The sequence below is a fragment of the Pseudomonas sp. 22189 genome (assembly GCF_052045635.1).
GTDB lineage: Bacteria > Pseudomonadota > Gammaproteobacteria > Pseudomonadales > Pseudomonadaceae > Aquipseudomonas > Aquipseudomonas parakoreensis.
In genome coordinates, this window is record NZ_JBQEPG010000025.1 from 63,652 (window position 1) to 86,246 (window position 22,595).

At 62.7% G+C, this 22,595-nt stretch carries 18 protein-coding genes and 1 pseudogene; 8 read left to right on the top strand and 11 right to left on the bottom strand.

Features of this window, described 5'->3' with window-relative positions:
• Positions 1-55 precede the first annotated feature (55 nt).
• Genes ACTJKS_RS22645 through ACTJKS_RS22670 form a run of 6 tightly spaced genes read left to right on the top strand, consistent with a single transcriptional unit; the run spans position 56 to position 5,483 of the window.
• A complete protein-coding gene (locus ACTJKS_RS22645; protein WP_041072525.1) occupies positions 56-907 on the top strand; it encodes an STAS domain-containing protein in 852 nt (283 codons plus the stop codon).
• A gap of 4 nt (positions 908-911) precedes the next feature.
• Positions 912-1,274 carry an STAS domain-containing protein gene (locus ACTJKS_RS22650; protein ID WP_041072523.1) on the top strand — a complete coding sequence of 121 codons (363 nt, stop codon included), beginning with the start codon at positions 912-914 and terminating at the stop codon, positions 1,272-1,274.
• A complete protein-coding gene (locus ACTJKS_RS22655) occupies positions 1,271-1,675 on the top strand; it encodes an anti-sigma regulatory factor (protein ID WP_041072521.1) in 405 nt (134 codons plus the stop codon). The genes ACTJKS_RS22650 and ACTJKS_RS22655 overlap by 4 nt, the downstream gene beginning before the upstream one ends.
• On the top strand, positions 1,672-2,682 hold the full coding sequence (locus ACTJKS_RS22660) for an ATP-binding protein (RefSeq protein ID WP_262948380.1): 1,011 nt from the start codon (positions 1,672-1,674) through the stop codon (positions 2,680-2,682). Before ACTJKS_RS22655 ends, ACTJKS_RS22660 begins: the two co-directional genes overlap by 4 nt.
• On the top strand, positions 2,675-3,550 hold the full coding sequence (locus ACTJKS_RS22665; RefSeq protein ID WP_041072519.1) for a sensor histidine kinase: 876 nt from the start codon (positions 2,675-2,677) through the stop codon (positions 3,548-3,550). The genes ACTJKS_RS22660 and ACTJKS_RS22665 overlap by 8 nt, the downstream gene beginning before the upstream one ends.
• The gene (locus ACTJKS_RS22670) at positions 3,540-5,483 is read left to right on the top strand and encodes a response regulator (protein WP_142579772.1); all 1,944 of its coding nucleotides are present in this window, start codon (positions 3,540-3,542) and stop codon (positions 5,481-5,483) included. The genes ACTJKS_RS22665 and ACTJKS_RS22670 overlap by 11 nt, the downstream gene beginning before the upstream one ends.
• Before the next feature lie 344 nt (positions 5,484-5,827).
• Here ACTJKS_RS22670 and ACTJKS_RS22675 read toward each other — a convergent pair whose 3' ends face one another.
• From ACTJKS_RS22675 to ACTJKS_RS22685, 3 genes are all read right to left on the bottom strand, one after another.
• A complete protein-coding gene (locus ACTJKS_RS22675; RefSeq protein ID WP_262948274.1) occupies positions 5,828-8,461 on the bottom strand; it encodes an excinuclease ABC subunit UvrA in 2,634 nt (877 codons plus the stop codon).
• A gap of 183 nt (positions 8,462-8,644) precedes the next feature.
• Positions 8,645-10,756 carry a hybrid sensor histidine kinase/response regulator gene (locus ACTJKS_RS22680; protein ID WP_108182529.1) on the bottom strand — a complete coding sequence of 704 codons (2,112 nt, stop codon included), beginning with the start codon at positions 10,754-10,756 and terminating at the stop codon, positions 8,645-8,647.
• A gap of 135 nt (positions 10,757-10,891) precedes the next feature.
• Positions 10,892-11,581 (bottom strand): GntR family transcriptional regulator, encoded by a 690-nt coding sequence (locus tag ACTJKS_RS22685; protein WP_041073761.1) that lies wholly within the window; start codon positions 11,579-11,581, stop codon positions 10,892-10,894.
• Between the two features lie 19 nt (positions 11,582-11,600).
• Here ACTJKS_RS22685 and ACTJKS_RS22690 point away from each other — a divergent pair.
• A pseudogene (locus tag ACTJKS_RS22690) lies at positions 11,601-11,699 on the top strand (hypothetical protein); the annotation flags it as partial.
• A gap of 121 nt (positions 11,700-11,820) precedes the next feature.
• Here ACTJKS_RS22690 and ACTJKS_RS22695 read toward each other — a convergent pair.
• The 8 genes from ACTJKS_RS22695 to ACTJKS_RS22730 form a co-directional block, all read right to left on the bottom strand.
• Positions 11,821-12,480 carry a DUF799 domain-containing protein gene (locus ACTJKS_RS22695; RefSeq protein WP_047600391.1) on the bottom strand — a complete coding sequence of 220 codons (660 nt, stop codon included), beginning with the start codon at positions 12,478-12,480 and terminating at the stop codon, positions 11,821-11,823.
• Positions 12,477-12,845: a DUF4810 domain-containing protein gene (locus ACTJKS_RS22700; protein WP_003225593.1), complete on the bottom strand. Its 369-nt coding sequence runs from the start codon at positions 12,843-12,845 to the stop codon at positions 12,477-12,479. Before ACTJKS_RS22700 ends, ACTJKS_RS22695 begins: the two co-directional genes overlap by 4 nt.
• Before the next feature lie 29 nt (positions 12,846-12,874).
• On the bottom strand, positions 12,875-13,561 hold the full coding sequence (locus ACTJKS_RS22705; RefSeq protein ID WP_440829000.1) for a CsgG/HfaB family protein: 687 nt from the start codon (positions 13,559-13,561) through the stop codon (positions 12,875-12,877).
• Positions 13,562-13,812: 251 nt separating this feature from the next.
• A complete protein-coding gene (locus ACTJKS_RS22710; RefSeq protein WP_262948273.1) occupies positions 13,813-16,890 on the bottom strand; it encodes an error-prone DNA polymerase in 3,078 nt (1,025 codons plus the stop codon).
• Entirely contained in the window at positions 16,887-18,302 is a 1,416-nt protein-coding gene (locus ACTJKS_RS22715) for a Y-family DNA polymerase (RefSeq protein ID WP_108182526.1), read from the bottom strand. The genes ACTJKS_RS22710 and ACTJKS_RS22715 overlap by 4 nt, the downstream gene beginning before the upstream one ends.
• 7 nt (positions 18,303-18,309) lie before the next feature.
• Positions 18,310-18,927, bottom strand: coding sequence for a translesion DNA synthesis-associated protein ImuA (gene imuA, locus ACTJKS_RS22720; protein ID WP_085710132.1), 618 nt, complete (start codon positions 18,925-18,927; stop codon positions 18,310-18,312).
• A complete protein-coding gene (gene lexA / locus ACTJKS_RS22725; protein ID WP_086790987.1) occupies positions 18,927-19,544 on the bottom strand; it encodes a transcriptional repressor LexA in 618 nt (205 codons plus the stop codon). The genes imuA and lexA overlap by 1 nt, the downstream gene beginning before the upstream one ends.
• A 218-nt stretch (positions 19,545-19,762) precedes the next feature.
• The gene (locus ACTJKS_RS22730) at positions 19,763-20,680 is read right to left on the bottom strand and encodes a LysR family transcriptional regulator (protein WP_262948272.1); all 918 of its coding nucleotides are present in this window, start codon (positions 20,678-20,680) and stop codon (positions 19,763-19,765) included.
• Between the two features lie 103 nt (positions 20,681-20,783).
• Here ACTJKS_RS22730 and ACTJKS_RS22735 point away from each other — a divergent pair, with 103 nt between their 5' ends.
• Positions 20,784-22,526 carry an amidohydrolase gene (locus ACTJKS_RS22735; RefSeq protein WP_108182523.1) on the top strand — a complete coding sequence of 581 codons (1,743 nt, stop codon included), beginning with the start codon at positions 20,784-20,786 and terminating at the stop codon, positions 22,524-22,526.
• Positions 22,527-22,595: the final 69 nt, after the last annotated feature.

Here is a 22,595-nt window from a genome sequence, read left to right on the forward strand (position 1 = left end):
CGCACCGGTCATTTTTTACAGAACCGGCCCCGATACGCTACGGAGCAACAGGCACATGGCAGCACTGCAGAACAGCACATTCGATGCGATGAAAAACAAACAACCCCAACTGCTGAGCGAATGGATCAACGGCCTGGAAGCCAGCGGCGCCACCCGCAATCTCAAGGACCATGACCTGCAACAACAGACCAGCGACTTCCTGCAACTGGTCATCAATGGCCTGCAGGATGACAACGGCACCAACATCAATGCGCCGGGTTGGGAAGCCACCCGCCAGTTCCTCGAAAAGCTGTCCCATAGCCGCGCCCTGCTCGGTCAGGATTCGCAACAGACCGCCAGCTTCATTTTCGCGCTCAAAGGCCCGCTGTTTGCCTTGCTGCAAAGTCACTATCGCGAACAACCGGCACTGCTGGCCGAACAACTCTGGGAGATTTCCGAACTGTTCGACGCCTTCGGCATGCACACCATCCGTACCTTCCAGAAGTCCCGCGAAGCGGTGATCAAACGTCAACAGGAAGAATTGCTGGAGCTCTCCACGCCAGTGGTCAAGCTGTGGGATGGCGTGCTGGCGCTGCCGATGATCGGTACCCTGGATTCGCAACGCACCCAGGTGGTGATGGAGTCCCTGCTGCAACGCATCGTCGACACCGGTTCGGAAATCGCCATCATCGACATCACCGGCGTCCCCACCGTGGACACCCTGGTCGCGCAACACCTGCTGAAAACCGTGACCGCGATTCGCCTGATGGGCGCCGACTGCATCATCAGCGGCGTGCGTCCGCAGATCGCCCAGACCATCGTGCACTTGGGCCTGGACCTGCAAGGCGTGGTCACCAAGGCCAATCTGGCCGATGCATTGAAACTCGCGCTCACTCGCCTGGGCATCAGCCTCGGCAAAGCGGTCTGAGCCGATGGAGCGTATTCCGATTCTTCAAATGGGTGACTTTCTGCTCGTCACCATCCAGGTCGACATGCATGACCAACTGGCCCTGACCCTGCAGGACGACCTGTCCGAGCGCATCAGCAGGACGTCGGCGCGCGGTGTGTTGATCGACATCTCGGCGCTGGACATGGTCGACTCGTTCATCGGGCGGATGATCGGCACCATCTCCGGCCTGTCAAAAATCATGGATGCCGAAACCATGCTGGTAGGCATGCAACCCGCCGTGGCGATCACTCTGGTCGAGCTCGGCCTGACCCTGCCCGGCGTCAGCACCGCGCTGAACGTCGAGCGCGGAATGAAACTGCTGCAGGAACGAGTACGCCAACAATGACCGTGCGCAGCAGCGGTACTCAACCGATCAGCATCGAGCAGGACGTGGTGCTCGCCCGGCAGACGGCGCGCAAACTGGCCACCGAATGCGGCATGCGGCTGATCGACCTGACCAAACTGGTGACGGCCGTTTCAGAGCTGGCGCGCAACACCATGGTCTATGGCGGTGGCGGCGACATGGACTGGCAGATCCTCGACGAAAACGCTCGTGTCGGCCTGCGCCTGACCTTCCGCGATGAAGGCCCGGGCATTCCCGACATCAAACTGGCGATGACCGATGGCTGGACCTCCGGCAGCGGTCTGGGCCTGGGGCTTACGGGCGCGAAACGGCTGGTCGATGAATTCGAACTGGACACCGAGCCCGGCAAGGGCACTCGAATAACGATCACCCGATGGACATGAATATCGCTGGGTCACTGACCCAGGTGCTGCTGATCGAAGACAGCAGCCAGATCGGCCACGCCCGGCGCACCGCGCAACGGCTCGCCGAGCAACATGGCTTCGATGCGACCGAAGCCGGACGTGTGGCGCTGGTCGCCACGGAACTGGCCAGTAATGTGCTCAAGCATGCCAGCCGTGGCGAGTTTCATCTGCGGCTGCTACCGCGAATCGGCGGCTTCGGCATCGAAATGCTTGCGGTCGATCGCGCTCAAGGCTTTGACCTGGACGCGTGCCTGACCGATGGCTTTTCCACCGGCGGCACCCAGGGCATCGGGCTGGGCGCCGTGGCGCGCCAGACCGAAGTATTTGACGCTTATGCCGACACCCGTGGCGCGGTGCTACTGGCGCGTTTGTATCCACGCGCAGACCGTCAGCCCGACCTGCGTTACGGCGTCAGCCAGCACTCACTGCACAACGATCCGGCGTGCGGCGACGCCTGGCACCTGGCGTACAACGGTGCCAACGTCAGTGCGCTGATCATCGACGGCCTAGGCCACGGTGAAGACGCCGAACGGGCGGCCAAGGCCGGCGAACAGGTGTTCGCCCAGAGCCCGTTCGCCAGCCCGGTGCTGCTGATGGAGGATATGCACCGCGACATGATCGGCAGCCGTGGCGGCGCCGCCGCGTTCGCCCAGTACAATGCCGCCCGTGACAGCTTGACCTTTACTGGCGTTGGCAACATCGGCGCCAGCCTGATCACCGCCGACAAGTCGCGCGGGCTGGCCTCTCATCCGGGGATCGTCGGCGGCCAATACCGGAAAGCCCAGCCCTTTGACTATGCTCACGTGAACGGACATCTATTGATCATGTACAGCGACGGCCTGCAGTCCCGTTGGAATCTTCAAGACTACCCCGGTCTGGTGCACCGCCATCCCGCCGTGATAGCCAGCGTCCTGCACCGCGACTTCTGTCGCGGACGCGACGACGTAACGGTGCTGGTCGTTGCCCTGGAGGCCGCCCATGGCTGAGTCGCCCACCCTGAACGCGGCGGAGCAGGCTGCGCTGATCGCCCAGTTGCAAAGCGAGACCGCCGCCCTGCGCGACGAACTCGACGAAACCAACCAGGGCGTGCTTGCGCTTTACGCCGAGCTCGACACCCAGGCCGAACAACTGCGCCAGGCTTCGGATCTGAAAAGCCGTTTCCTGTCGTACATGAGCCACGAGTTCCGCACGCCGCTGGGTTCGATCCTGAGCGTCAACAGTCTGCTCGCCGACGAGCTCGACGGCCCGCTCAGCCCCGAGCAGCACAAACAAGTGGCGTTCGTCAGCAGCGCCGCCCGGGAACTGAGCGACATGGTCGATGACTTGCTCGATCTGGCAAAAATCGAAGCCGGACGAATCAGTATTTCTCCGGCATGGTTCGACATGTTCGATCTGTTCAGCGCGTTGCGCGGCATGTTCCGGCCGATCGTCGATGCGTCGGCGGTTGATCTGATTTTCGAAGAGCCGGTCGGATTGCCGCGCCTGTACACCGACGACAAGAAACTCGCGCAGATCCTGCGCAATTTCATTTCCAACTCGCTGAAATTCACCACCCGTGGCGAAGTCCGGGTCTCGGCGCGCCTGGAAGGTGCGGACAGAGTACGTTTTGCCGTCAGCGACACCGGCATCGGTATCGCGCCGGAGCTGCATGGTGCATTGTTCGAGGACTTTTCTCAGGTCGACTCGCCATTGCAGAAACGCCTGCGCGGCACCGGTCTCGGCTTGTCGCTGTGCAAGCGCTTCGCCGCCCTGCTCGGCGGCGAAGTCGGAATGGACAGCACGCCGGGTGTCGGCTCGACCTTTTTCGTGATCATTCCACTGGCGCTCGCCCTGGAGAATGTCGATGAAACGTGACATCCGTCTGTTGATCGTCGACGACAACGTCGCCACTCGCTACGCCTTGCGCCGGCGTCTGGAGCGCCATGGCTATGAGGTGCTGGAGGCCGGTACCGGCAACGAGGGCCTGACGCTGATCGCCAGCGAAGCGCTCGATGCCCTGATCCTCGACGTCAATCTGCCGGACATGAGCGGTTTCGATATCGTGCGCATCCTGCGGGCCGATGCACACACCGCGCTGCTGCCGGTGATCCACGTGTCTGCCGCGTCGATCCAGACCGGCGACATCATCACCGGGCTGGACGCCGGGGCCGATGCCTACCTGATTCACCCGGTGGACCCGGACGTGCTGTTGGCGACCCTGCGCACCCTGCTGCGAGTGCGTGATACCGAAAATGCGCTGCGTGAGAGCGAGGCTCGGTTCCGTGAGATTTTCGTCAATGTCTCGGCACCGATTGCCGTGCTCGATGCCAACCTGAAAGTGCATGAATGCAACCACGCCTTCACGCAAATGATTCAGGACAACCGCAACCCGCACACCCTCAGCGAATGCTTCGACGCTGACCAGGGCGCGATCCTCGACGAGTTGCGCCTGCGACTGGTCGATGGCGAGCGCTGGAAAGGCACGTTGAACATGCGCGTACAGGGCGAGATTCGCGAAACCGAGTGGCAGATTTCGCCGTACCGCACGCCGCAGCTCAGCCTGGTATTCGTCGAAGACGTCACCGAGCATCGCCACCGCGAACGCTCGCACCTGGCACAGCTGGACGACACCACCACACAACTGGCCAAGGAAGTCGCCGAGCGCGTGCGTGCCGAATCGCAGCTGCTGCAAGTGCAGAAAATGGACGCGCTGGGCAAGCTCACCGGAGGCATTGCCCACGACTTCAACAATCTGCTGACCGGGATCATCACCAGTCTGGAACTGATCCAGAAACGCGTGGCTGATGCGCGTCCGGACAAGGTGCAGTTCTACGCCGAAGCCGCACTGAATTCGGCGATGAGTGCCGCGTCACTCACTCATCGCCTGCTGGCCTTCGCTCGCCAACAGCCATTGGATACCCGACCGGTAGACATCAATGAGCAAGTGCGCTCGCTGGAAGAGTTGCTGATGCGCACCATCGGTGAACGCATCACGCTCAAACTGGAGCTGACCAACAAACCGGCGATTGCCCTGGTCGACCCGGTGCAACTGGAAAGCGCGGTGCTGAATCTGGTGATCAATGCCCGGGATGCGCTGCCCAGGGGCGGCAATATCTGGGTCAACACCTATGCGGCATATTCCCACGGCGACCCGAACCTGGCCGATGGTGCGTATGTGGCGCTGTCGGTGCGCGATGACGGCACCGGTATCGAGCACAGTGTGATCGACAAAGTGTTCGATCCGTTCTTCACCACCAAACCGCTGGGTCAGGGGACCGGTCTGGGGCTGTCGACGATCTACGGTTTCGCCCGCCAGTCCGGCGGCGATGCGCACATTCGCAGCGTGGCACGGCGCGGTACCGAAGTGACCCTCATGCTGCCGGCGACCAACGACCCGACCGGGGCCGATATCCCGGCGCCGAAGGTGGATCCGCAGGGCGCCGGTGAGCATGTCCTGATTGTCGAAGACATGCCGGCGGTGCGCATGTTCGTCACCGAAGTGCTGGAGGATGCGGGTTACCGCTGCACCCAGGCGGCGGATATCGAAACCGCACTGGAGCGCTTGCAGAATGATCCGACCATCGACCTGTTGCTGAGCGATGTTGGCCTGCCGCGCATGAGCGGTCGCGAACTGGCGGACGTGGCGCGGGGCTGGCGCGAAAACCTGCCGATTCTGTTCATGACCGGTTATGCCGAGACCGCGATCAATCGCCAGGTATTTCTGGGCAGCGGCATGGAAATGCTGGTCAAGCCATTCCAGATCAGCGAACTGCTGGACAAGGTCCGGCGCACGCTTGATGGCGCCTGACACAACGCCATCACCAGCCTGCTGGCTCCCACAGGACGGGAGTCATCCGCAGATTTTTGTGCACACCACAAAATCCTGTGGGAGCGAGCCTGCTCGCGAAGGCATCGGTACATCCAGCCTCTCTATTGCCTGACACACCGCTTTCGCTGGCAAGCCAACTCCCACTGGACTGATGCCGTCCGCAGGTGTTGTGAACACCGCAAAAACCTGTGGGAGCGGGCTTGCCCGCGATGGCGTCGGCACATTCAGCCTCTCATTGCCTGACATTCCACTATCGCTGGCAAGCCAGCTCCCACAACGTTTTTGTTGATCATCAGCCTTGTGCACACCGCAGAACCGGTGGGCTATCGGCTCAAGGCCCGGGCCAGAAACGGCGCGGTTCGGCTCTTCTTGCTCGTTGCGACTTTCTGCGGTGTGCCGGCCACGACAATCCGGCCGCCCTGATCCCCGGCCCCCGGGCCGATGTCGATCACCCAGTCACTCTGCGCTACCACGCGCATTTCATGCTCGACCACGATGACCGTGTGCCCTGCCGTCACCAGGTTGTCCAGTTGTTCCAGCAGCCGATCGACATCCCGCGGATGCAAACCGGTGGTCGGTTCATCCAGCACATACAAGGTCGCGCCGCGCTGATTGCGCTGCAGTTCGGTTGCCAGTTTGATCCGCTGCGCCTCGCCACCGGACAGCTCGGTGGCGGGCTGCCCGAGCCGCAGATAACCGAGGCCGATGTCTCGCAGCACCTCCAGCGAACGGCGAATTGTCGGTTGTTCGCCGAACACCTCGACCGCCTCATCCACGGTCAGTTGCAGCACCTGCGCAATGCTCAGGCCTTGCCACTGAATCATCAACGTCTGCGGGTTGTACCGCGCGCCATGACAGGTCGGACACGGTGCATACACGCTCGGCATAAACAGCAATTCAACGCTGACAAATCCCTCACCCTCGCAGGTCGGGCAACGGCCCTTGGCGACGTTGAAGGAGAACTGCCCGGCGTCGTACCCGGCCGCCCGTGCCTCGAGGGTGGCGGCGAACAGTTTGCGGACGTTGTCAAACAACCCGGTGTAGGTCGCCAGATTCGAACGCGGCGTACGGCCAATCGGCTTCTGATCGACCTGCACCAGTCGTTTGATCGACTCCAGCCCTGAAGTCACCTGACCGCTGCTGGCCTGCGGCGCGTCGTCTTCGAGACTGAGTGCTTCCTGCGCCTCTTCAATAACCGGCCGGCCGAGTTGCGCACCGACCAGTTCCAGCAACGCCTGACTGACCAGGCTCGACTTGCCCGAACCGGAAACCCCGGTCACCGAGGTAAAACAGCCCAGCGGAAATTCAGCGCTGAGGTTGTGCAGGTTATTGCGGCTGATCCCGTCAAGTTTCAGCCAACCGGTCGGCTTGCGCGCGGTGCGGGTCTGCCGCTGGCTCTCGGCAAACAGATAGGCGCGGGTCTGCGATTCGTCGATCTCGGCCAAGCCCGCTGGCGGGCCGCTGTACAACACTTGCCCGCCCTTCTCGCCCGCCGCCGGGCCGACATCGATCAGCCAGTCGGCGCGGCGCATGGTTTCCAGATCGTGCTCGACCACAAACAGCGTATTGCCGTCGGCCTTCAAGCGCTGCAAGGCTTCGAACAGCGCCTCGCCATCGGCTGGGTGCAGGCCGGCGGACGGCTCGTCGAGCACGTAGATCACGCCGAACAGCTGCGAGCCTAATTGCGTCGCCAGACGCAGGCGCTGCAGCTCACCGGACGACAAGGTCGGCGTGCTGCGCTCCAGCGCCAGGTAACCAAGGCCCAGATCGGTCAGGGTGCTCACCCGTTCCAGCAAGTCCTCGGCAATGCGCTGCGCCGCCAGACGCTTTTCCAGCGACAGGTTCGGCGTGTGGCGTACGTCCGGCGCGCTGGCGTGGCCACTGGCACCGTGGGCGACGCGTTGCTGACGCGCCTCGCGGGTTTGCGCATGGCTGAGGGTTTCACCGCTTTCCTCGGCCTGTTCCAGATACGTCGCCGCAGCCACGGGCTTCAATACTTCGGCGACTTGCAGCAACGGCATCTGCGACAACTCGCCAATGTCGTAACCGGCAAAGGTCACCGACAACGCTTCACGCTTGAGGCGCTTGCCGTCACACAACGGGCACGGGCTGCCGAGCATGAATTGCGCAACGCGCTTCTTCATCAGCGCACTTTGCGAGTGGGTGAAGGTGTGCAGGATGTAACGGCGGGCGCCGGTGAAGGTGCCCTGATAACTCGGTTCCATCTTGCGTTTGAGCGCGACCCGGGTTTCCTCCGGGGTCAGCCCGGCGTACACCGGCACGGTGGGCGTTTCTTCGGTGAACAGAATCCAGTCGCGCTGTTTTTTCGGCAGTTTCTTCCACGGAATGTCGACGTCGATGCCCATGGTCACAAGAATGTCGCGCAGGTTCTGCCCTTGCCACGCCAGCGGCCAGGACGCCACGGCGCGTTGGCGGATGGTCAGGTTCGGATCGGGCACCATCAGCGCTTCGGTCACTTCGTAGACCCGGCCAAGGCCGTGGCACTCAGGACAGGCGCCCTGCGGCGTGTTCGGTGAAAAATCCTCGGCATAGAGCATCGGTTGCCCTGACGGATAACTGCCGGCGCGGGAATACAGCATGCGGATCAGGCTGGACAAGGTGGTCACGCTGCCCACCGACGACCGCGTGCTCGGCGTACCGCGCTGTTGTTGCAAAGCCACGGCGGGCGGCAAGCCTTCGATGGAATCGACATCCGGCACACCGACCTGATCGATCAGGCGCCGCGCGTACGGCGCCACCGATTCGAAATAGCGCCGTTGGGCTTCGGCGTACAAGGTCGAAAAGGCCAGCGACGACTTGCCCGAACCGGAAACGCCAGTAAACACCACCAGCGCATCGCGGGGGATGTCGACGTCGACGTTCTTCAGGTTGTGCTCACGGGCGCCACGCACCCGGACCATGCCGGTAGGTGCTTTGGAATTACGCTTGGAAGTCATTGGCTGTCCCTGCAGAAAAAATTAGGGGCGAAGCTGAGCCCTGTGGTGAGGGGATTTATCCCCGATCGGCGGCGCAGCCGGCGCAGTCACTGCAAATGCCATATAGCTGGAAAAATGCAGGGGAGTGCTGCGCACTCCATCGGGGATGAATCCCCTCGCCACAGAGAATCGGGAATTGGCCAGCTAGGCACTGAGCACCGATCGAATCATCTGCAACAGTGACTCCGGGCCATACGGTTTGCTCAGCAGGTGCGTGTCCGGGCTCAACTGGTGGTTGCGCGAAATGATGTCGCGGGTGTGGCCAGAGGTGAACAGCACCGCCACCGGCGGTACCTGCACCTTGGCCCATGCCGCCAGATCGGAGCTTTTGATCAGCCCCGGCATCACCACGTCGGTGAAAATCAGATCCACTTCGATACCTTCCAGCAGCCTCTGCATCGCCACGTCGCCATTACCGGCGGTCAACACGCGATAACCTTCTTCGCGCAGCAATTCCACGGCCGAGGCGCGCACCGCGTCGTTGTCCTCGACCACCAGAATGGTCTCGTGGCCGCCGCCCTGTTGCTTGTCGATACTCGGCGTCTCATCAAGGACCGGACGCAGGCTGCGCGGAAAGTACAGTTGCACCCGCGTGCCTTCGCCCACGGTGCTGTCGATCTCGACATGGCCACCACTTTGTTTGACGAAACCGAACACCATGCTCAAACCGAGCCCGGTGCCCTGGCCGTCAGCCTTGGTGGTGAAGAACGGCTCGAACACTTGCTCGAGCATTTGAGGCGCAATGCCGACGCCACTGTCGCTGACCATCACCCGTACGAAATCGCCGGCGACGATGCCTTTGCCTGCGCAAAAAGTGCTGTCCAGCCGCGTATTGATGGCGCTGAGGACAATCGTGCCCTCGCCTTTCATCGCGTCCCGGGCGTTGATCGCCAGATTGAGAATGGCGTTTTCCAGCTGATTGCGGTCGACGTTGATGTGCCACGGTTCCTGCGGCAATTGCACGTCGATCTGAATGGTTTCGCCCAGCGCACGCTGGAGCAATTCGCCGACGCCGTCGAAGATCTGCCGCGGATCGCACACCGCCGGCGACAACGGTTGGCGCCGGGCAAAAGCGAGCAATTGCGACGACAGTTTCGCACCGCGTTCCACCGCTGCCAGCGAGGCGCTGACCCGGCGTTGCACGTTGGCATTGTCCGGCTCATGCCGCGCCAGCAAATGCAGGTTGCCGGCAATCACTTGTAGCAGGTTGTTGAAATCGTGGGCCACGCCGCCAGTGAGTCCGCCGATGGCTTCAAGTTTTTGCGACTGGCGCAATTGCTCTTCCGCCGCCAGCCGGGCATCCACTTCACTGGCCACCCGCTGCTCCAGGTTGCGCGTGAATTTGAGCAGGGATTCTTCGGCGATCTTGCGTTCATGGATGTCGATCAACACCCCGGGGAAACGGAGCGGCTTGCCTTGCTCGTCAAACTCGCATGCGCCGCTGGCAAGTACCCACAGATAGCTGCCGTCGGCCCGTAACACGCGGTACTCGGCGTTGTACGGCTCACCGGTGTGCAGCGAATGATTGACCCGGTCCTGCACCCACGCCAGGTCATCCGGGTGAATCCGCGACTCAGTCAAGGATTGCGGCAGGTTGCTCAGATCCTGCTCCGGCGGATACGAAAACGTGCGAGCGAAACGCTCGTCCGCCGACAACACATTGTTCTTCACATCCCAGACAAACGAGCCGAGCAACGCCCCGGCATTCAGCGCCAGACGCACCCGTTCGTTATCGGCGCGATAGGCGTCTTCAGCGGCCTGACGCAATTGTTCGGAGCGCACTAGCTCGGTGGTCTCGACCACCATCGCCATCACCCCGGAAGGCACGCCATCATCGTTGGCCACCGGGCTGTAATACAGATCCATCCAGACATCTTCAGGCACGCCATCGCGCAACAGCACCAGTTCCTTGTTGCGGTAGGACAAGGTGCCGCCCGCCAGACAGGTGTCGACCACGTGCCGGTTGAACTCGGCGACTTCCGGCCACCCCAGTTCCACGGGTGCACCCAGCAGATACGGGTGGCGGCCACCGGCAAACTGCGAGTACGCGTCGTTGTAGATCATGTACCCGGCGTGGCCCCAGAGCATGACCATCGGCAAAGGCGAGGCCAGCATCAATTGCACAGTGCTGCACAGGCTGGCTGGCCAGGTGTCGAGCGGGCCGAGTTCGGTGTGGCGCCAGTCGAACGCGCAAATGCGTTCGGCCATCTCGCCTTTCCAGCCGTCACAACCGTGGCTATCGGATAAAAACTGCATCGATTGACTCGGTGTCCTGTGGTGTTTGCCCGATATATCGCAACGCTGAACGAACGCAGCGCCCCTGTGTTTCGAGCGCCGTCGGTCGCATTGGTTTCATTGAAGGTATAGCCGATTTCTCGCGGCGCCCCGGGTTCAGACCCCGATCAGGTGTTTGAGCGGATGGTAGCCAGTTTTCATCTTCGCAGCGACGTCGAGAATCGCCTTTTCGACGCCATTGAGGTGCAGGCAGGTCAGCTCGATGGCGGCGTTCTGGTCGCCTGCCTCGATGTATTCGATCAGGCGCAGATGTTCGTTGTCGCGGCAGGCCTCGTGGCTGTCGTCATCCAGTGCGGCAACGTACAGCGAGGCACGGGAAATCAGCTTCTGGAACCAGTCCAGCAGCACCGGATTATTGAGGCTGCGCGCCAGTTTGATATGGAACTCGCCGAGCAGATGGATCAGTCGTTCATGATCGCCGGCGGCGTGGGCTTCATCTTCCAGCAACAGATGTTTGCGCAGGTCTTGCATCGCCGCGGTGTCCTTGCGGCGGCACAGCTCGGTGACGATGCCGATCTCGATCAGCCGCCGGGTTTCGAACAGCGAGCGGATCTCTTCATCGCTGGGCAAAGACACCGACGCACCCTTATTGGGCTCGGTGGTGACCAGGCCATCAGCCTCCAGTTGCTTGAGCGCAGCGCGCACCGACGTACGGCTGACATTGAACAGTTCGGCCAGCGAGGCCTCGCCCAGCTTCATCCCCGGACGCAGCGAACGCTTGCTGATCGCCTGGTAAACCCCTTGGTAGACGCGGTCGACCGTGGTTTCCAGTTTCTTCTCGGTCATTCGAACACTCCTTTAGCCTCAGGCAAACACGGTGTTCCAGAGTTTTGCGCTGTTTGCTTCGATAAGTGTGGCGCAGGATATCGCCTTTGGTGGCGAGATGCAGGGGATGAATCGCAAGTCAGGCGGGGTCAAGTGAGCGGGAGGCCGTCATGATGCAAAAAGATCGCAGCCTGCGGCAGCTCCTGCATTTGGGATGCGTTTCCCTGCAGGAGCTGGCGCAGGCTGCGATCTTTTGATCTTCAGTCGGTACCGTACTTGGGCGAACGCGGACCGTACAACAGACCGGCGTGCTGACCGGCCGACAACAGACGATTGCTCGCCACACCGGCAATCGGATACCCGGCGTCGGTCGAACTGTTGATCACCTGCTTCACTGCGGCGGTAATCAACATGCCGACCAGACCGCCACCGCTGTTGTTACCGCCCTCTTCGCTCGACGCCCGCGCCGAACCGGTCCACAGCGTGGTGCCGGACTTCAGGTCCACCAGTTTGGCGGTAGCGGTCACCGCGGTTTCGCTGCTGATGACCATGTAACGCGTACCGTACTCGGTCACGGTGATGTACAACGCAGCGTCGGCGCCGAAGATTTCCTTCAGTTTGTTCGCCGGAGCCTGATGGATATCATCCGGCGTAGTCAGACCGTTCTGGCGGAAGGTTTCGTCCACCAGCGCGATCGGCAGTACGTAGTAACCGGCTTCAGCCAGTGGAAACGTTACTTGCGACAACAGGCTGTACGAGGCTTTCACGTCCGGCGAGGTGTTCAGCGGCGGCAGCACCAGAATGGTCTTCGGCCGTGCCTGCTTGTACGCCGAATAGTCGACGGTTTTCGGCGCAACACAGCCACCGAGTACGATCAGGGCCAAACCGGCGGCCAGCAGTTTCAGGGTGCGCGAGATCATTTGGCGTCTCCGGTCTTGGCGTTTTTAAGCAGAAAATCCATGTATGGGCCGGACTCGGGGAACAGCGCTTTTTCGGTGCGAAATTGCTGCACCATCTGATCGTCCTTGCCCATGCTCAGGTACAGCAGTCCGAGATGCGCGTGGTAGCCCGGCGGCACAGCCTTGCCGGTGGAACGGATCTTTTGCAGATCGCGCTCCAGCACTTCGGCCTGCGCTTCCTTCGGCTCTTCGCCTTTGAAGTATTCGTAGACCTGCGGTTGATAGTCTTCCCACTGGTACAGGGTTTTCGGGCTGCTGCAACCGGCCAGCAAGGCGCTGGCGGCCAGCGTCAGGGCCAGCAGCGACCGCGACAAAGTCAGATTCATGGGGTGTTGCTCCTTGCAATGAATAACGATCAGTTAGCCGGTTTCCAGGCACCGGCGTTCATGCCATCGACCAGACGATTGATCGCCTCGCGCATGGCCAGATCGAGGACTTTGCCGTTGAGGGTGGAGTCGTACGCGACGGTGCCGCCAAAACCGATGATTTCGCGGTTGGACAAGGCGTACTCGCCGGCGCCCTGCGTCGAATACACCACTTCGGAGGTGCTGATGTTGACGATGTTCAGGTTGACCTTGGCGTAGGCGACCTGGGTCTTGCCACGGCCAAGAATGCCGAACAGTTGGTGGTCGCCGGTTTCCTTGCGGCCGAACTCGGTGACGTCACCGGTGACCACGTAATCGGCGCCCTTGAGGCGCTGGGCCTGGCCCTTGATCGCGGCTTCCTGCTGGATCTCGCCCATGTTGTCGCGGTCCAGTACCGAGAAACGGTTGGTCTGCTGCAAGTGCGTGATCAGGATGGTCTTGGCCTGGCCGCCGAGACGATCGACACCGTCGGAGAAGATCCCGCGCATGTAGCTGGAGCGGTTATCGAACTTGCCCACCGCCATCGGTACGCGAACGCCGGTCCAGACTTGCGTGGCGCTCTCGACCTTGGCCACCGGCAGTGCGCGGGAGCTTTCGGTGGCGCACCCGGCAAGGGAGCTGGCAAGGGTGCCGAGCACGGCAATCGCAACGCCTGAGACCAACATCCGGGAGATCATTCTCACTGTGCATTCCTTCTGAAAAAACGGTGTGTCCCGGCACGGCAAAGCGGTGGGGAGCAGGAAAAGGGGCGGCATTATGACAAAGTGCCATCATTCGCGACAGATTTTTTTGACGCCAATGAATTGGCTGATCCGAACACCACAAATTCCGCCCTGTAGGAGCTGCCGCAGGCTGCGATCTTTTGACTTGGCTTTTTAAAAACAAGATCAAAAGATCGCAGCCTTCGGCAGCTCCAGGGGGATCGGTGTTAATGGAAGTCGCGGCTCTGTACGCGGATGCCGTCGAGCAGTGGACTCAGATCGCTCAGCCGCCCGGCGATCAGGTGCCGCACTTCGCCCTCACGCTCCCAGCGGCCGTCAACCTTGAGCAGTTGCGAGCCGACCAGCACCTGACGCTGACGCTCGGCCAGATCGCGCCAGACCACCACGTTGACGTTGCCGAATTCGTCTTCGAGGGTGACGAACGTCACGCCGCTGGCGGTGCCCGGTCGCTGACGCCCGGTGACCAGCCCGGCGATGCTCACTGGCCGACCGTGTTCGACGTCCAGCAATTCCTGTGAACTGCGGCAACGCCGGGCCTTGAGTTCGCCACGCAGCAGCGCCAACGGATGCGGCCCCAGGGTGGTGCCAAGCGTCGCGTAATCGGCCTGCAAGTCCTCGCCGACGCTCGGCTTGGGCAGCAGCACATCGGGTTCTTCCTGACTCGGCAAGCCGGCAAACAGACCCAGCTGTTTCTGCACCCCGGCCACTTCCCAGCGCGCGCGATGCCGATGCCCGGCCATCCCGCGCAACGCCCCGGCATCGGCGAGCAACGCCTGGGCGCGGCTGTCGAGCGCGGCCCGTTCGCCCAGGTCGGCGACATCGGCAAACGCCCCCCGCGCCCGCGCCGCCTCAATGCGCCGCGCATCGTCCTCGCGAAAGCCCTTGATCATCCGCAGGCCCATGCGGATCGCCGGTTGCGCGCCGCTGATCGGTTCCAGGCTGCAATCCCAGTCACTGGCGCGCACGTCCACCGGACGGATCTGCAATTGATGGCGGCGCGCGTCCTGAAGGATCTGATCCGGGCTGTAGAAACCCATCGGCCAGCTATTGATCAGCGCACAGGCGAACGCCGCCGGTTCGTGGCACTTGAGCCAGCAACTGGCGTAGGTCAGCAAGGCGAAACTGGCAGCGTGGGATTCGGGAAACCCGTAACTGCCAAACCCCTTGATCTGCTCGAAAATCTGCGCGGCGAATTCCTCGGTGTAGCCGTTTTTCTTCATGCCGGCAGCCAGTCGCGCCTTGTGCGGCTCGAGCCCGCCGTGGCGTTTCCACGCGGCCATCGAGCGACGTAACTGATCGGCCTCACCGGGGCTGTAGTCGGCGGCGACGATGGCGATCTGCATCACCTGTTCCTGAAACAGCGGCACGCCGAGGGTGCGCTTGAGCACCACTTCCAGCTCCGGCGAGGGATAGGTTTCCGGCTCTTCCTTGTTGCGGCGACGCAGGTACGGATGAACCATACCGCCCTGAATCGGCCCGGGGCGGACGATGGCGACCTCAATCACCAGGTCGTAGAACTTCGCCGGCTTCAGGCGCGGCAGCATCGACATCTGCGCCCGCGATTCGATCTGGAACACGCCGATGGTGTCGGCGCGGCTGATCATCTCGTAGGTCGGTTTGTCTTCTGCGGGAATTGTCGCCAGGCTCAGATCCAGATGCCGATGCCGACGCAGCAAGTCGAAGCAGCGACGGATCGCACTGAGCATGCCGAGGGCGAGGATATCGACCTTGAGCAGGCCGACCGCGTCGAGGTCGTCCTTGTCCCACTGAATGATCGTGCGCTCGGCCATGGCCGCGTTTTCCACCGGCACCAGGGTGTCCAGTGGCTGTTCGGAAATCACGAAACCGCCGGGGTGCTGCGACAGGTGCCGGGGGAAGCCGATCAGTTGCCCGGTCAGGCTCAGCACCCGGCGCAGTACCGGGCTGTCGGGATCGAAGCCGCCTTCGAGCAAGCGTGCCAGCGGCGGTGTTTCATCGCTCCAGTGACCGCAGCAATCGGCCAACGCATTGATCTGATCCGGCGGCAAGCCCAAGGCCTTGGCTACATCGCGCACCGCACCGGCGGCGTGGTAAGTGCTGACCACCGCCGTCAGCGCTGCCCGCTGGCGACCATAGCGGCGAAACACGTATTGCAGGACTTCTTCGCGGCGTTCGTGCTCGAAATCCACATCAATGTCCGGCGGCTCGTTGCGCTCCTTGGACATGAAGCGTTCGAACAGCAGCGTGGTGCGATCCGGGTCGATCTCGGTGATGCCCAAGGCAAAACACACCGCCGAGTTGGCCGCCGAGCCGCGGCCCTGACAGAGAATCCTTTGCTCGCGGGCAAAGCGCACCACGTCGTGCACGGTGAGGAAGTAGCTTTCGTAGCCGAGTTCGGCGATCAGTTTCAGCTCGTCATCAATTTGCTTGAGCACTTTGGCCTGTGGTCCTTGCGGCCAGCGCCAGGCAATGCCTTCTTCGGTCAGTTGCCGCAACCAGGAACTACCGGTGTGTCCCTCTGGCACCAGCTCTCTCGGATACTCATAGCGCAACTCGCCAAGATCGAAGGTGCAGCGCCGCGCCAGTTGCACCGAGGCGTCGAGCAACGCTTGCGGATACAGCTCGCGCAACACGTCGAGGCTGCGCAGATGGCGCTCGCCGTTGGGATGCAGGCGCAACCCGGCCTCGGCCACCGGGACGTGATGGCGGATCGCAGTCATGGTGTCCTGCAAAGCGCGCCGGCCACGGGCGTGCATGTGCACATCACCGCTGGCCACGGCGGCAATCTGCAGTTGCTCGGCCAGACTCAGCAGCGCCGCCAGCCGGCGCTGATCGTCTTGCCCGCGATGCAACTGCACCGCCAGATACAGGCGCGCGCCGAACGTCTGTTTCAGCCAGCGCCCCTCTTGCACGTCATCGACGCTGTCCGGCACCCACACGATGAACAGTCCCGGCAGCGGCTCGCTGAAATCCTCACGCAGCACCTGGTACTGGCCCTTCTGCGTGCGCCACCGAGCCTGGGTAATCAAGCCGCACAAGGTCTGATAGCCCGCCAGATTCTCTACCAACAGCAGCAGTTTCGGACCGTTATCGATGCGCACTTCGCTGCCGATGACCAGCGGCAGTTCCACTGATTTCGCCGCTTGCCAGGCGCGGACGATCCCGGCCAGCGTGCACTCGTCGGTGATGGCCAGCGCCTGATAACCGTGTTTTTTTGCCCGCTGGAACAGCTCAAGGGCGCTGGAGGCACCGCGCTGGAAACTGAAGTTCGACAGGCAATGCAGCTCGGCATAACCATCGCTCATGCAAACCAGCCCTGCAGCCACAACGGCCCGCCCTCACCCACGGCTCGATAGGCCCAGCCCTGCTGACCGGCGCGATTCTGGATCAGGTAGTAATCGCGGCGCACGTCGTCACCGTCCCACCAGCCGGATTCGATGCGCTCCGGCCCCATGAGGATTCGCGCCGAACCTTCGGGCACGCTTTGCGGTTCGCCGAGCAACCAGCCCGGACGCTGCACACTCGGCAAACCACTGCAACGCTGCTTGTCGACGCCGTTCTGCCAGGCACATTCGGGGCGGTGGTCGGCCTGAAAGCGCAAACCCTGCACCGCGTCATCGCCGAGCCGTGCGCGCAGGCGTTCGCGCAACTGTTCCCAGGGCAAGGTCTGTTGCGGACGGTCATCGAACAGTTCCTGAAACTGCGGCACAAAACTCGGCAGGTCTTCGGCACGCAGGCGAAAACCACGCACCGGGGCCTCGACCTGCACTTGCTCCAGCCGCCCACGGGCCAGTTCGAAGAGCATCGCCGGGTCGCGCTCGGCGCTGAGCAGGCCGACCTTGATCAGCGTGTCCGGCAGCCCGGCGTGCTCCAGATGCAGGTCGAAACGCTGCACGCCGCTGTCACGTCCGCAGAGGAACGCCGACAGGTCAGCGGTCAAGCGGCGTAACGGGAACAGCAGCGCCTGATGCGACTGCACATCGAAATTGAGTTCGATGCGCACATCGAAACGATCCGGCGGCAGGTAGAACGCCAGGGCCAGCGGCCGCGCGCCAAACAAGGTGTCGAGGTGTTTGAGCATCGACGCTTCGAAACGCCGGGCCAGGGCCTGACGTGGCAGGCTCTGCAGCTGGCTCAGGTGGCGCAGGCCCATGCGCGTCAGCGCCGTGGCGACTTGCGGCTCCAGCCCGACGCGGTCGACGGGCAACTGCCCGAGGTGATGTTGCAGGGCTTCACCGTCCGGTACGACGAGACCGTCGTAGGCGTTGGCCAGCACCCGCGCCGCCACCGGATTCGGTGCCGCGACGATGCGATGGCGGAAACCCAGCTCGGTCAGTTCCTTGCGCAGCCGCGCTTCGAACTGCGTCCAGGAACCGAACAGGCCCAGACTGGATTCGATCTCGAACACCACGGTACGCGGGTAATGCACGCTGACCTGGGCGCTGAACCGATAAGCCCACGCGGCGAGAAATTGCTGCCAGTGCTCGACCTCGGCAAGGTCGTAATCGGCCGTGGCAAAGCCTTTGCACAAGGCTTGTGCGGCGGTCATCGACTGGCCGGCACGCAGCCCGAGCTGGCGCGCCGCCGGATTGACCGCTTGCAGCACCCGGCGCTGGGCCGGGCCGCTGAGCAGCACCAACGGCTCAGCAGGATCGGCACGCTGACGCAACACCGCGTCGAGGGCCAATTGCGGGAACAGAATACACACCCAGCGCATGACGACCTCAGTGCCCCACGGCAAACGCAATCGGCGCCGTGCGCGCCAGTCCGCCCCGGCATTTGAGCACGCGCAACTGGGCCGGTCTGGCATCGATGGCAATCCGTAGCGCGGCCGGCGACGGGTTGACCGCCTCGCTCAGTGGGCGCCAGGCAAACGCCAGGGTCTGGCCGGTTTCCGCCGCCACCTGCAAGCGCCGCAACGCGCGGTCATCGGCCTTGTGCGGCCAGCACAGTACCGCGCCGCAACTGCCCGAACGCAGGCATTGTTCCGCCGCCCACAAGGCATCGCGTTCGCTGGCCTGGATTACCGACAACTGACGCAGATCGACCCCGGCGTTCGCCCACGCCTGCGGGTACGGTACGAACGGTGGCGCCACCAGCACGATGCGCTCGCCCGCCGCCGACAGCCGCGCCAGCGTCGGCCACACCAGTTGCAGCTCGCCAACCCCGGGCCCGGCCAGGAGGATTTCGCTCAGCGCCGCTTCCGGCCAGCCGCCGCTGGGCAACGCCGCATCGAGGGCGGCATGCCCGGTGGGTTGCGGGCTGGCCGCCGGTGGCGCAGGCCGGCCCTTCCAGACCTGGCCACCATTGAACAGCGTATCGAGTGCAACGACGGCGCCCATCAGCCTTGCCTCACCAGACCGCAGAACACCCCTTCGATGGCCAGGTCCTGATCGTCGCGCACGACAATCGGCTGGTACGCCGGGTTGCGCGGCAGCAGCCGAACTTCATCGCCTACGCGCTCGAAGCGTTTGATTGTCACTTCACCGTCGAGGCGCGCCACCACGATCTGGCCGTTGAGCGCCTCGGGATTGCGCTTCACTCCCACCAGATCACCGTCGAGAATGCCGTCCTCGATCATCGAGTCGCCCTGCACCCGCAACATGTAGTCGGGCGCACGGGAGAACAGCGCGGGATCAAGCATCAAGCGGTTATGGATGTCGGCATCGGCACCGATCGGCGCACCGGCAGCCACCCGGCCGAGCACCGGAATGTCCAGTAGCTCCGGCCGCGCGGGTTGCCCGAGCAGGCGAATGCCCCGGGCCTGGTGCGGATTGACCTCGATAAAACCGGCTTCGGTGAGCGCGAGCACGTGCTTGCGCGCCACGCTGCGCGAGGCAAAACCAAAAGCCTCGCTGATTTCAGCGAGGCTTGGGGGCTGACCGTGTTCGGCGATGCGTTCGCGGATAAAGGTCAGGATGGCGGTACGGCGGGGAGTAAGATTGGTCATGGAGTACATTTGTACTCCTGTGGGATTTTACTGACAAGCACCGCCAGTCGGCCCGCGCTGGCGATCCACAAAAATCAAAAGATCGCAGCCTCGTTTCACTCGGCAGCTCCTACAAAAGAGGCGACTCGGGGACTGTGTAGGAGCTGCCGCAGGCTGCGATCTTGTGATTTTAAAAAGCAAGATCAAAAGATCGCAGCCTGCGGCATCTCCTACAGGGGAACGGGGCTTCAGTTGAGGCCACGTTCGGCGAGGAAGGCGGCGATGTAATCGATGAACGCGACGACTTTCGCCGTGGCTCGTCGATGGCTCGGGTACACCGCAAGAATCTGCGGGCCGAAGCTGTCCGGGTCGATTTCATAATCAGCCATGACCCGCACCAGACGCCCGTCGGCGATGTACGGCGCGGCGCTCCACAGCGGCGTGTGCAGCAAGCCGCGTCCGGCCAGGGCGCCGGCCAGCAGCAGGTCGTAATTGTCACTGCGCAACCGCGGCGCCGTCGGCTGTGGCAGGCTCAGGCGCTGGCCGTCGCGCTCGGCCCACCAGAATTCGCGACTGAGCAATGGGTGCTGATACAGCAGCCATTCATGCTGTTCGAGGGTTTGCGGATTCACCGGCAAGCCCTTGCGCGCCAGATACTCCGGGCTGCCGCACAAGGCCAGACGATTGCTGCCGACCACCCGAGCGATCAGCCCCGGCAAGTCGTCATGGCCCTCGCGCAAGGCCAGGTCGTAGCCGCTTTCCAGCAGATTGACGAACGCGTCGCACAGATCCACTTGCAGGCTGATCTGCGGGTATTGCTGCAAGAAGCCGTCGCACACCTGATCAAGAAACGCCCGCCCATAAGCCAGTGGCGCGGTGATTTTCAGGTTGCCGCGCAGACCGTGCTGCAATTGCTCGATCTCTTCGCCGGCCTCCTCCAGCCGCTGCAACACCAGCCGTGCGGTTTCCAGGTAGACCCGGCCGATTTCGGTCAGCAGGATCCGCCGCGTGCTGCGCTCGAACAGGCGCGCACCGAGTTCCGCCTCCAGGTGATTGACCGCTTTGGTCAGGGCCGACGGGGTCTTGCCCAGTTGCTCGGCCGCGCGGCTGAAACTGCCGAGTTGCGCGGTGACCACGAACATTTTCAGTGCACCCAACTTGTCCATGCTTTTTCCATTCAGGCAAAAAGGTTTTTCGTGAGGAAGGCGTTCTGTCGGCCAGTGTCAGCCACTAATCTGGCCATCAGACGCAATAACAAGGAAATCTTCAATGAAAAGATTCATCCCGAGCCTGTTGGTTGGCGCTGTAAGTTTTGCCTCGATGGAAGCCATGGCCGCCACCGATCTGGTGCTGGTCAACGGCAAGATTTTCACCGCCGACCGTGCACAACCAAAGGTTCAGGCGCTGGCCGTGGAGAACGGCAAAGTGCTGAAAGTCGGCACCAATGCGCAGATCAAGGCGCTGATCGAACCCGGAACGCAGGTGATCGACCTCGGCGGCAAGACCCTGATGCCAGGCTTGATCGACAGCCATTCCCACGCGATTTTCGGCGGTCTGGAAATGGTCTCGGCCAACATGGAGGACGAAGTCGTCGCCCTCGATGAATTGCAAAAGCGTCTGCGCGCCTGGCGTGATGACGGCAAGGCGAAACACGGCGACGTGCTGAGCATCGCCGGCATGAGTTCAGCGTACTGGGCGCAGGCCGAAGCGCTGGGCAAGACTTTCAACCAGGGGGAATGGGCCGACGTGCCGGTGGTGTTCACCGGCAGTGACCACCACACCGCGTGGGCGAACAACGTGATGCTCAAGCGCGCCGGCATCGATGCGGCATTGCTCAAAACCCTGCCCGCTGCGGAAAAAGACACGATCGGCACACTGGCGAACGGTGAACCCAACGGTTTTCTGGTCGATGCCGGCTGGGACCGGGTCGCAGCCAAAATGCCGGTGCCGAGCCCGGCCGATATGCTCAGCGCGGCCAAATCCGCCGTGCGCTTCAACAACAGCCTCGGCATCACCGCGTGGATGGACCCCGCCGCCAACGCCGCCCCGGGCGAGGCCGTGTTCGCGCTCAAACCCACCGAGAAAACCGTCGGCGTGCTGCCGGCCTACAAAGCGCTGTCGGCAAGCGGCGACATGAGCGTGCACGTCGCAGCGTTGCTGGTTGCCAACCCGAAAAGCCTGCCGGCCGACCTCGACACGCTGGATAAAGTGCGCCAACAGTTTCAGGGCATCCCCAATCTGACCCTGCCCGGGGTCAAGATCTTCGCTGACGGCGTGATCGAGTACCCGGCGCAGAGCGCGGCGATGATCGATCCGTACCGCAATTCGCACAAACAGGGCGAGCTGCTGATCGATCCAGCGCATTTCGGCGAACTGGTCAGCGCCATCGATCAACGCGGCTGGCTGGTGCACATTCACGCCATTGGCGACCGCGCGGTGCGTGAATCACTCAATGGCATCGAGCGCGCGCGCAAGGATCGGCAGAGCGGCATCACCCATTCGATCACCCACCTGCAGATGGTCAATCCGAAAGAGTTCGCGCGCTTCAAGCCATTGAACGTGATCGCCTCGATGCAGCTGCTGTGGGCCAGTGCCGACGACTACACCACCGACATGATCAAACCCTACGTCAGTGCCCTCGCCTTCCGTTATCAGTACCCGGCGCACTCACTGCTGAAACAGGGTGCGACGATTGCCGGTGCCAGCGACTGGCCGGTGTCGTCACCCAACCCGTTCAATGCCATGGCCCAGGCCATCACCCGCGTCGGCCCGCTGGGGGTGCTGAATGCCGACGAGCGTCTGGATCGCGAAACCATGTTTTACGCCTATACCGCCAACGCGGCGCGGACCATAGGCCTGGACAAACAGATCGGCTCACTGACGCCGGGCAAACAGGCTGATTTCATCGTGGTCGACCGCGACGTATTCAGCGTCGACGAAAAAGCCCTGCATGATACCCAGGTCCTGCAGACCTGGTTCGCTGGCCGTCAGGTCTACACCGCCATCCCATAACAACACTGCTGCCCCCTGTGGGAGCGAGCCTGCTCGCGAAGGCGGCGTATCAGTCGCCATCAATGCTGA

Bases quoted from the DNA above. Each gene is read 5' to 3' on its own strand.
- ACTJKS_RS22665 (WP_041072519.1), top strand. From the start codon at position 2,675: ATGGCTGAGTCGCCCACCCTGAACGCGGCGGAGCAGGCTGCGCTGATC.
- ACTJKS_RS22655 (WP_041072521.1), top strand. From the start codon at position 1,271: ATGACCGTGCGCAGCAGCGGTACTCAACCGATCAGCATCGAGCAGGAC.
- ACTJKS_RS22680 (WP_108182529.1), bottom strand. From the start codon at position 10,756: ATGCAGTTTTTATCCGATAGCCACGGTTGTGACGGCTGGAAAGGCGAG.
- ACTJKS_RS22660 (WP_262948380.1), top strand. From the start codon at position 1,672: ATGAATATCGCTGGGTCACTGACCCAGGTGCTGCTGATCGAAGACAGC.
- imuA (WP_085710132.1), bottom strand. From the start codon at position 18,927: ATGGGCGCCGTCGTTGCACTCGATACGCTGTTCAATGGTGGCCAGGTC.
- ACTJKS_RS22675 (WP_262948274.1), bottom strand. From the start codon at position 8,461: ATGACTTCCAAGCGTAATTCCAAAGCACCTACCGGCATGGTCCGGGTG.
- ACTJKS_RS22650 (WP_041072523.1), top strand. From the start codon at position 912: ATGGAGCGTATTCCGATTCTTCAAATGGGTGACTTTCTGCTCGTCACC.
- ACTJKS_RS22715 (WP_108182526.1), bottom strand. From the start codon at position 18,302: ATGCGCTGGGTGTGTATTCTGTTCCCGCAATTGGCCCTCGACGCGGTG.
- lexA (WP_086790987.1), bottom strand. From the start codon at position 19,544: ATGTACTCCATGACCAATCTTACTCCCCGCCGTACCGCCATCCTGACC.
- ACTJKS_RS22705 (WP_440829000.1), bottom strand. From the start codon at position 13,561: ATGATCTCCCGGATGTTGGTCTCAGGCGTTGCGATTGCCGTGCTCGGC.
- ACTJKS_RS22730 (WP_262948272.1), bottom strand. From the start codon at position 20,680: ATGGACAAGTTGGGTGCACTGAAAATGTTCGTGGTCACCGCGCAACTC.
- ACTJKS_RS22670 (WP_142579772.1), top strand. From the start codon at position 3,540: ATGAAACGTGACATCCGTCTGTTGATCGTCGACGACAACGTCGCCACT.
- ACTJKS_RS22710 (WP_262948273.1), bottom strand. From the start codon at position 16,890: ATGAGCGATGGTTATGCCGAGCTGCATTGCCTGTCGAACTTCAGTTTC.
- ACTJKS_RS22700 (WP_003225593.1), bottom strand. From the start codon at position 12,845: ATGAATCTGACTTTGTCGCGGTCGCTGCTGGCCCTGACGCTGGCCGCC.
- ACTJKS_RS22685 (WP_041073761.1), bottom strand. From the start codon at position 11,581: ATGACCGAGAAGAAACTGGAAACCACGGTCGACCGCGTCTACCAAGGG.
- ACTJKS_RS22735 (WP_108182523.1), top strand. From the start codon at position 20,784: ATGAAAAGATTCATCCCGAGCCTGTTGGTTGGCGCTGTAAGTTTTGCC.
- ACTJKS_RS22695 (WP_047600391.1), bottom strand. From the start codon at position 12,480: ATGATCTCGCGCACCCTGAAACTGCTGGCCGCCGGTTTGGCCCTGATC.
- ACTJKS_RS22645 (WP_041072525.1), top strand. From the start codon at position 56: ATGGCAGCACTGCAGAACAGCACATTCGATGCGATGAAAAACAAACAA.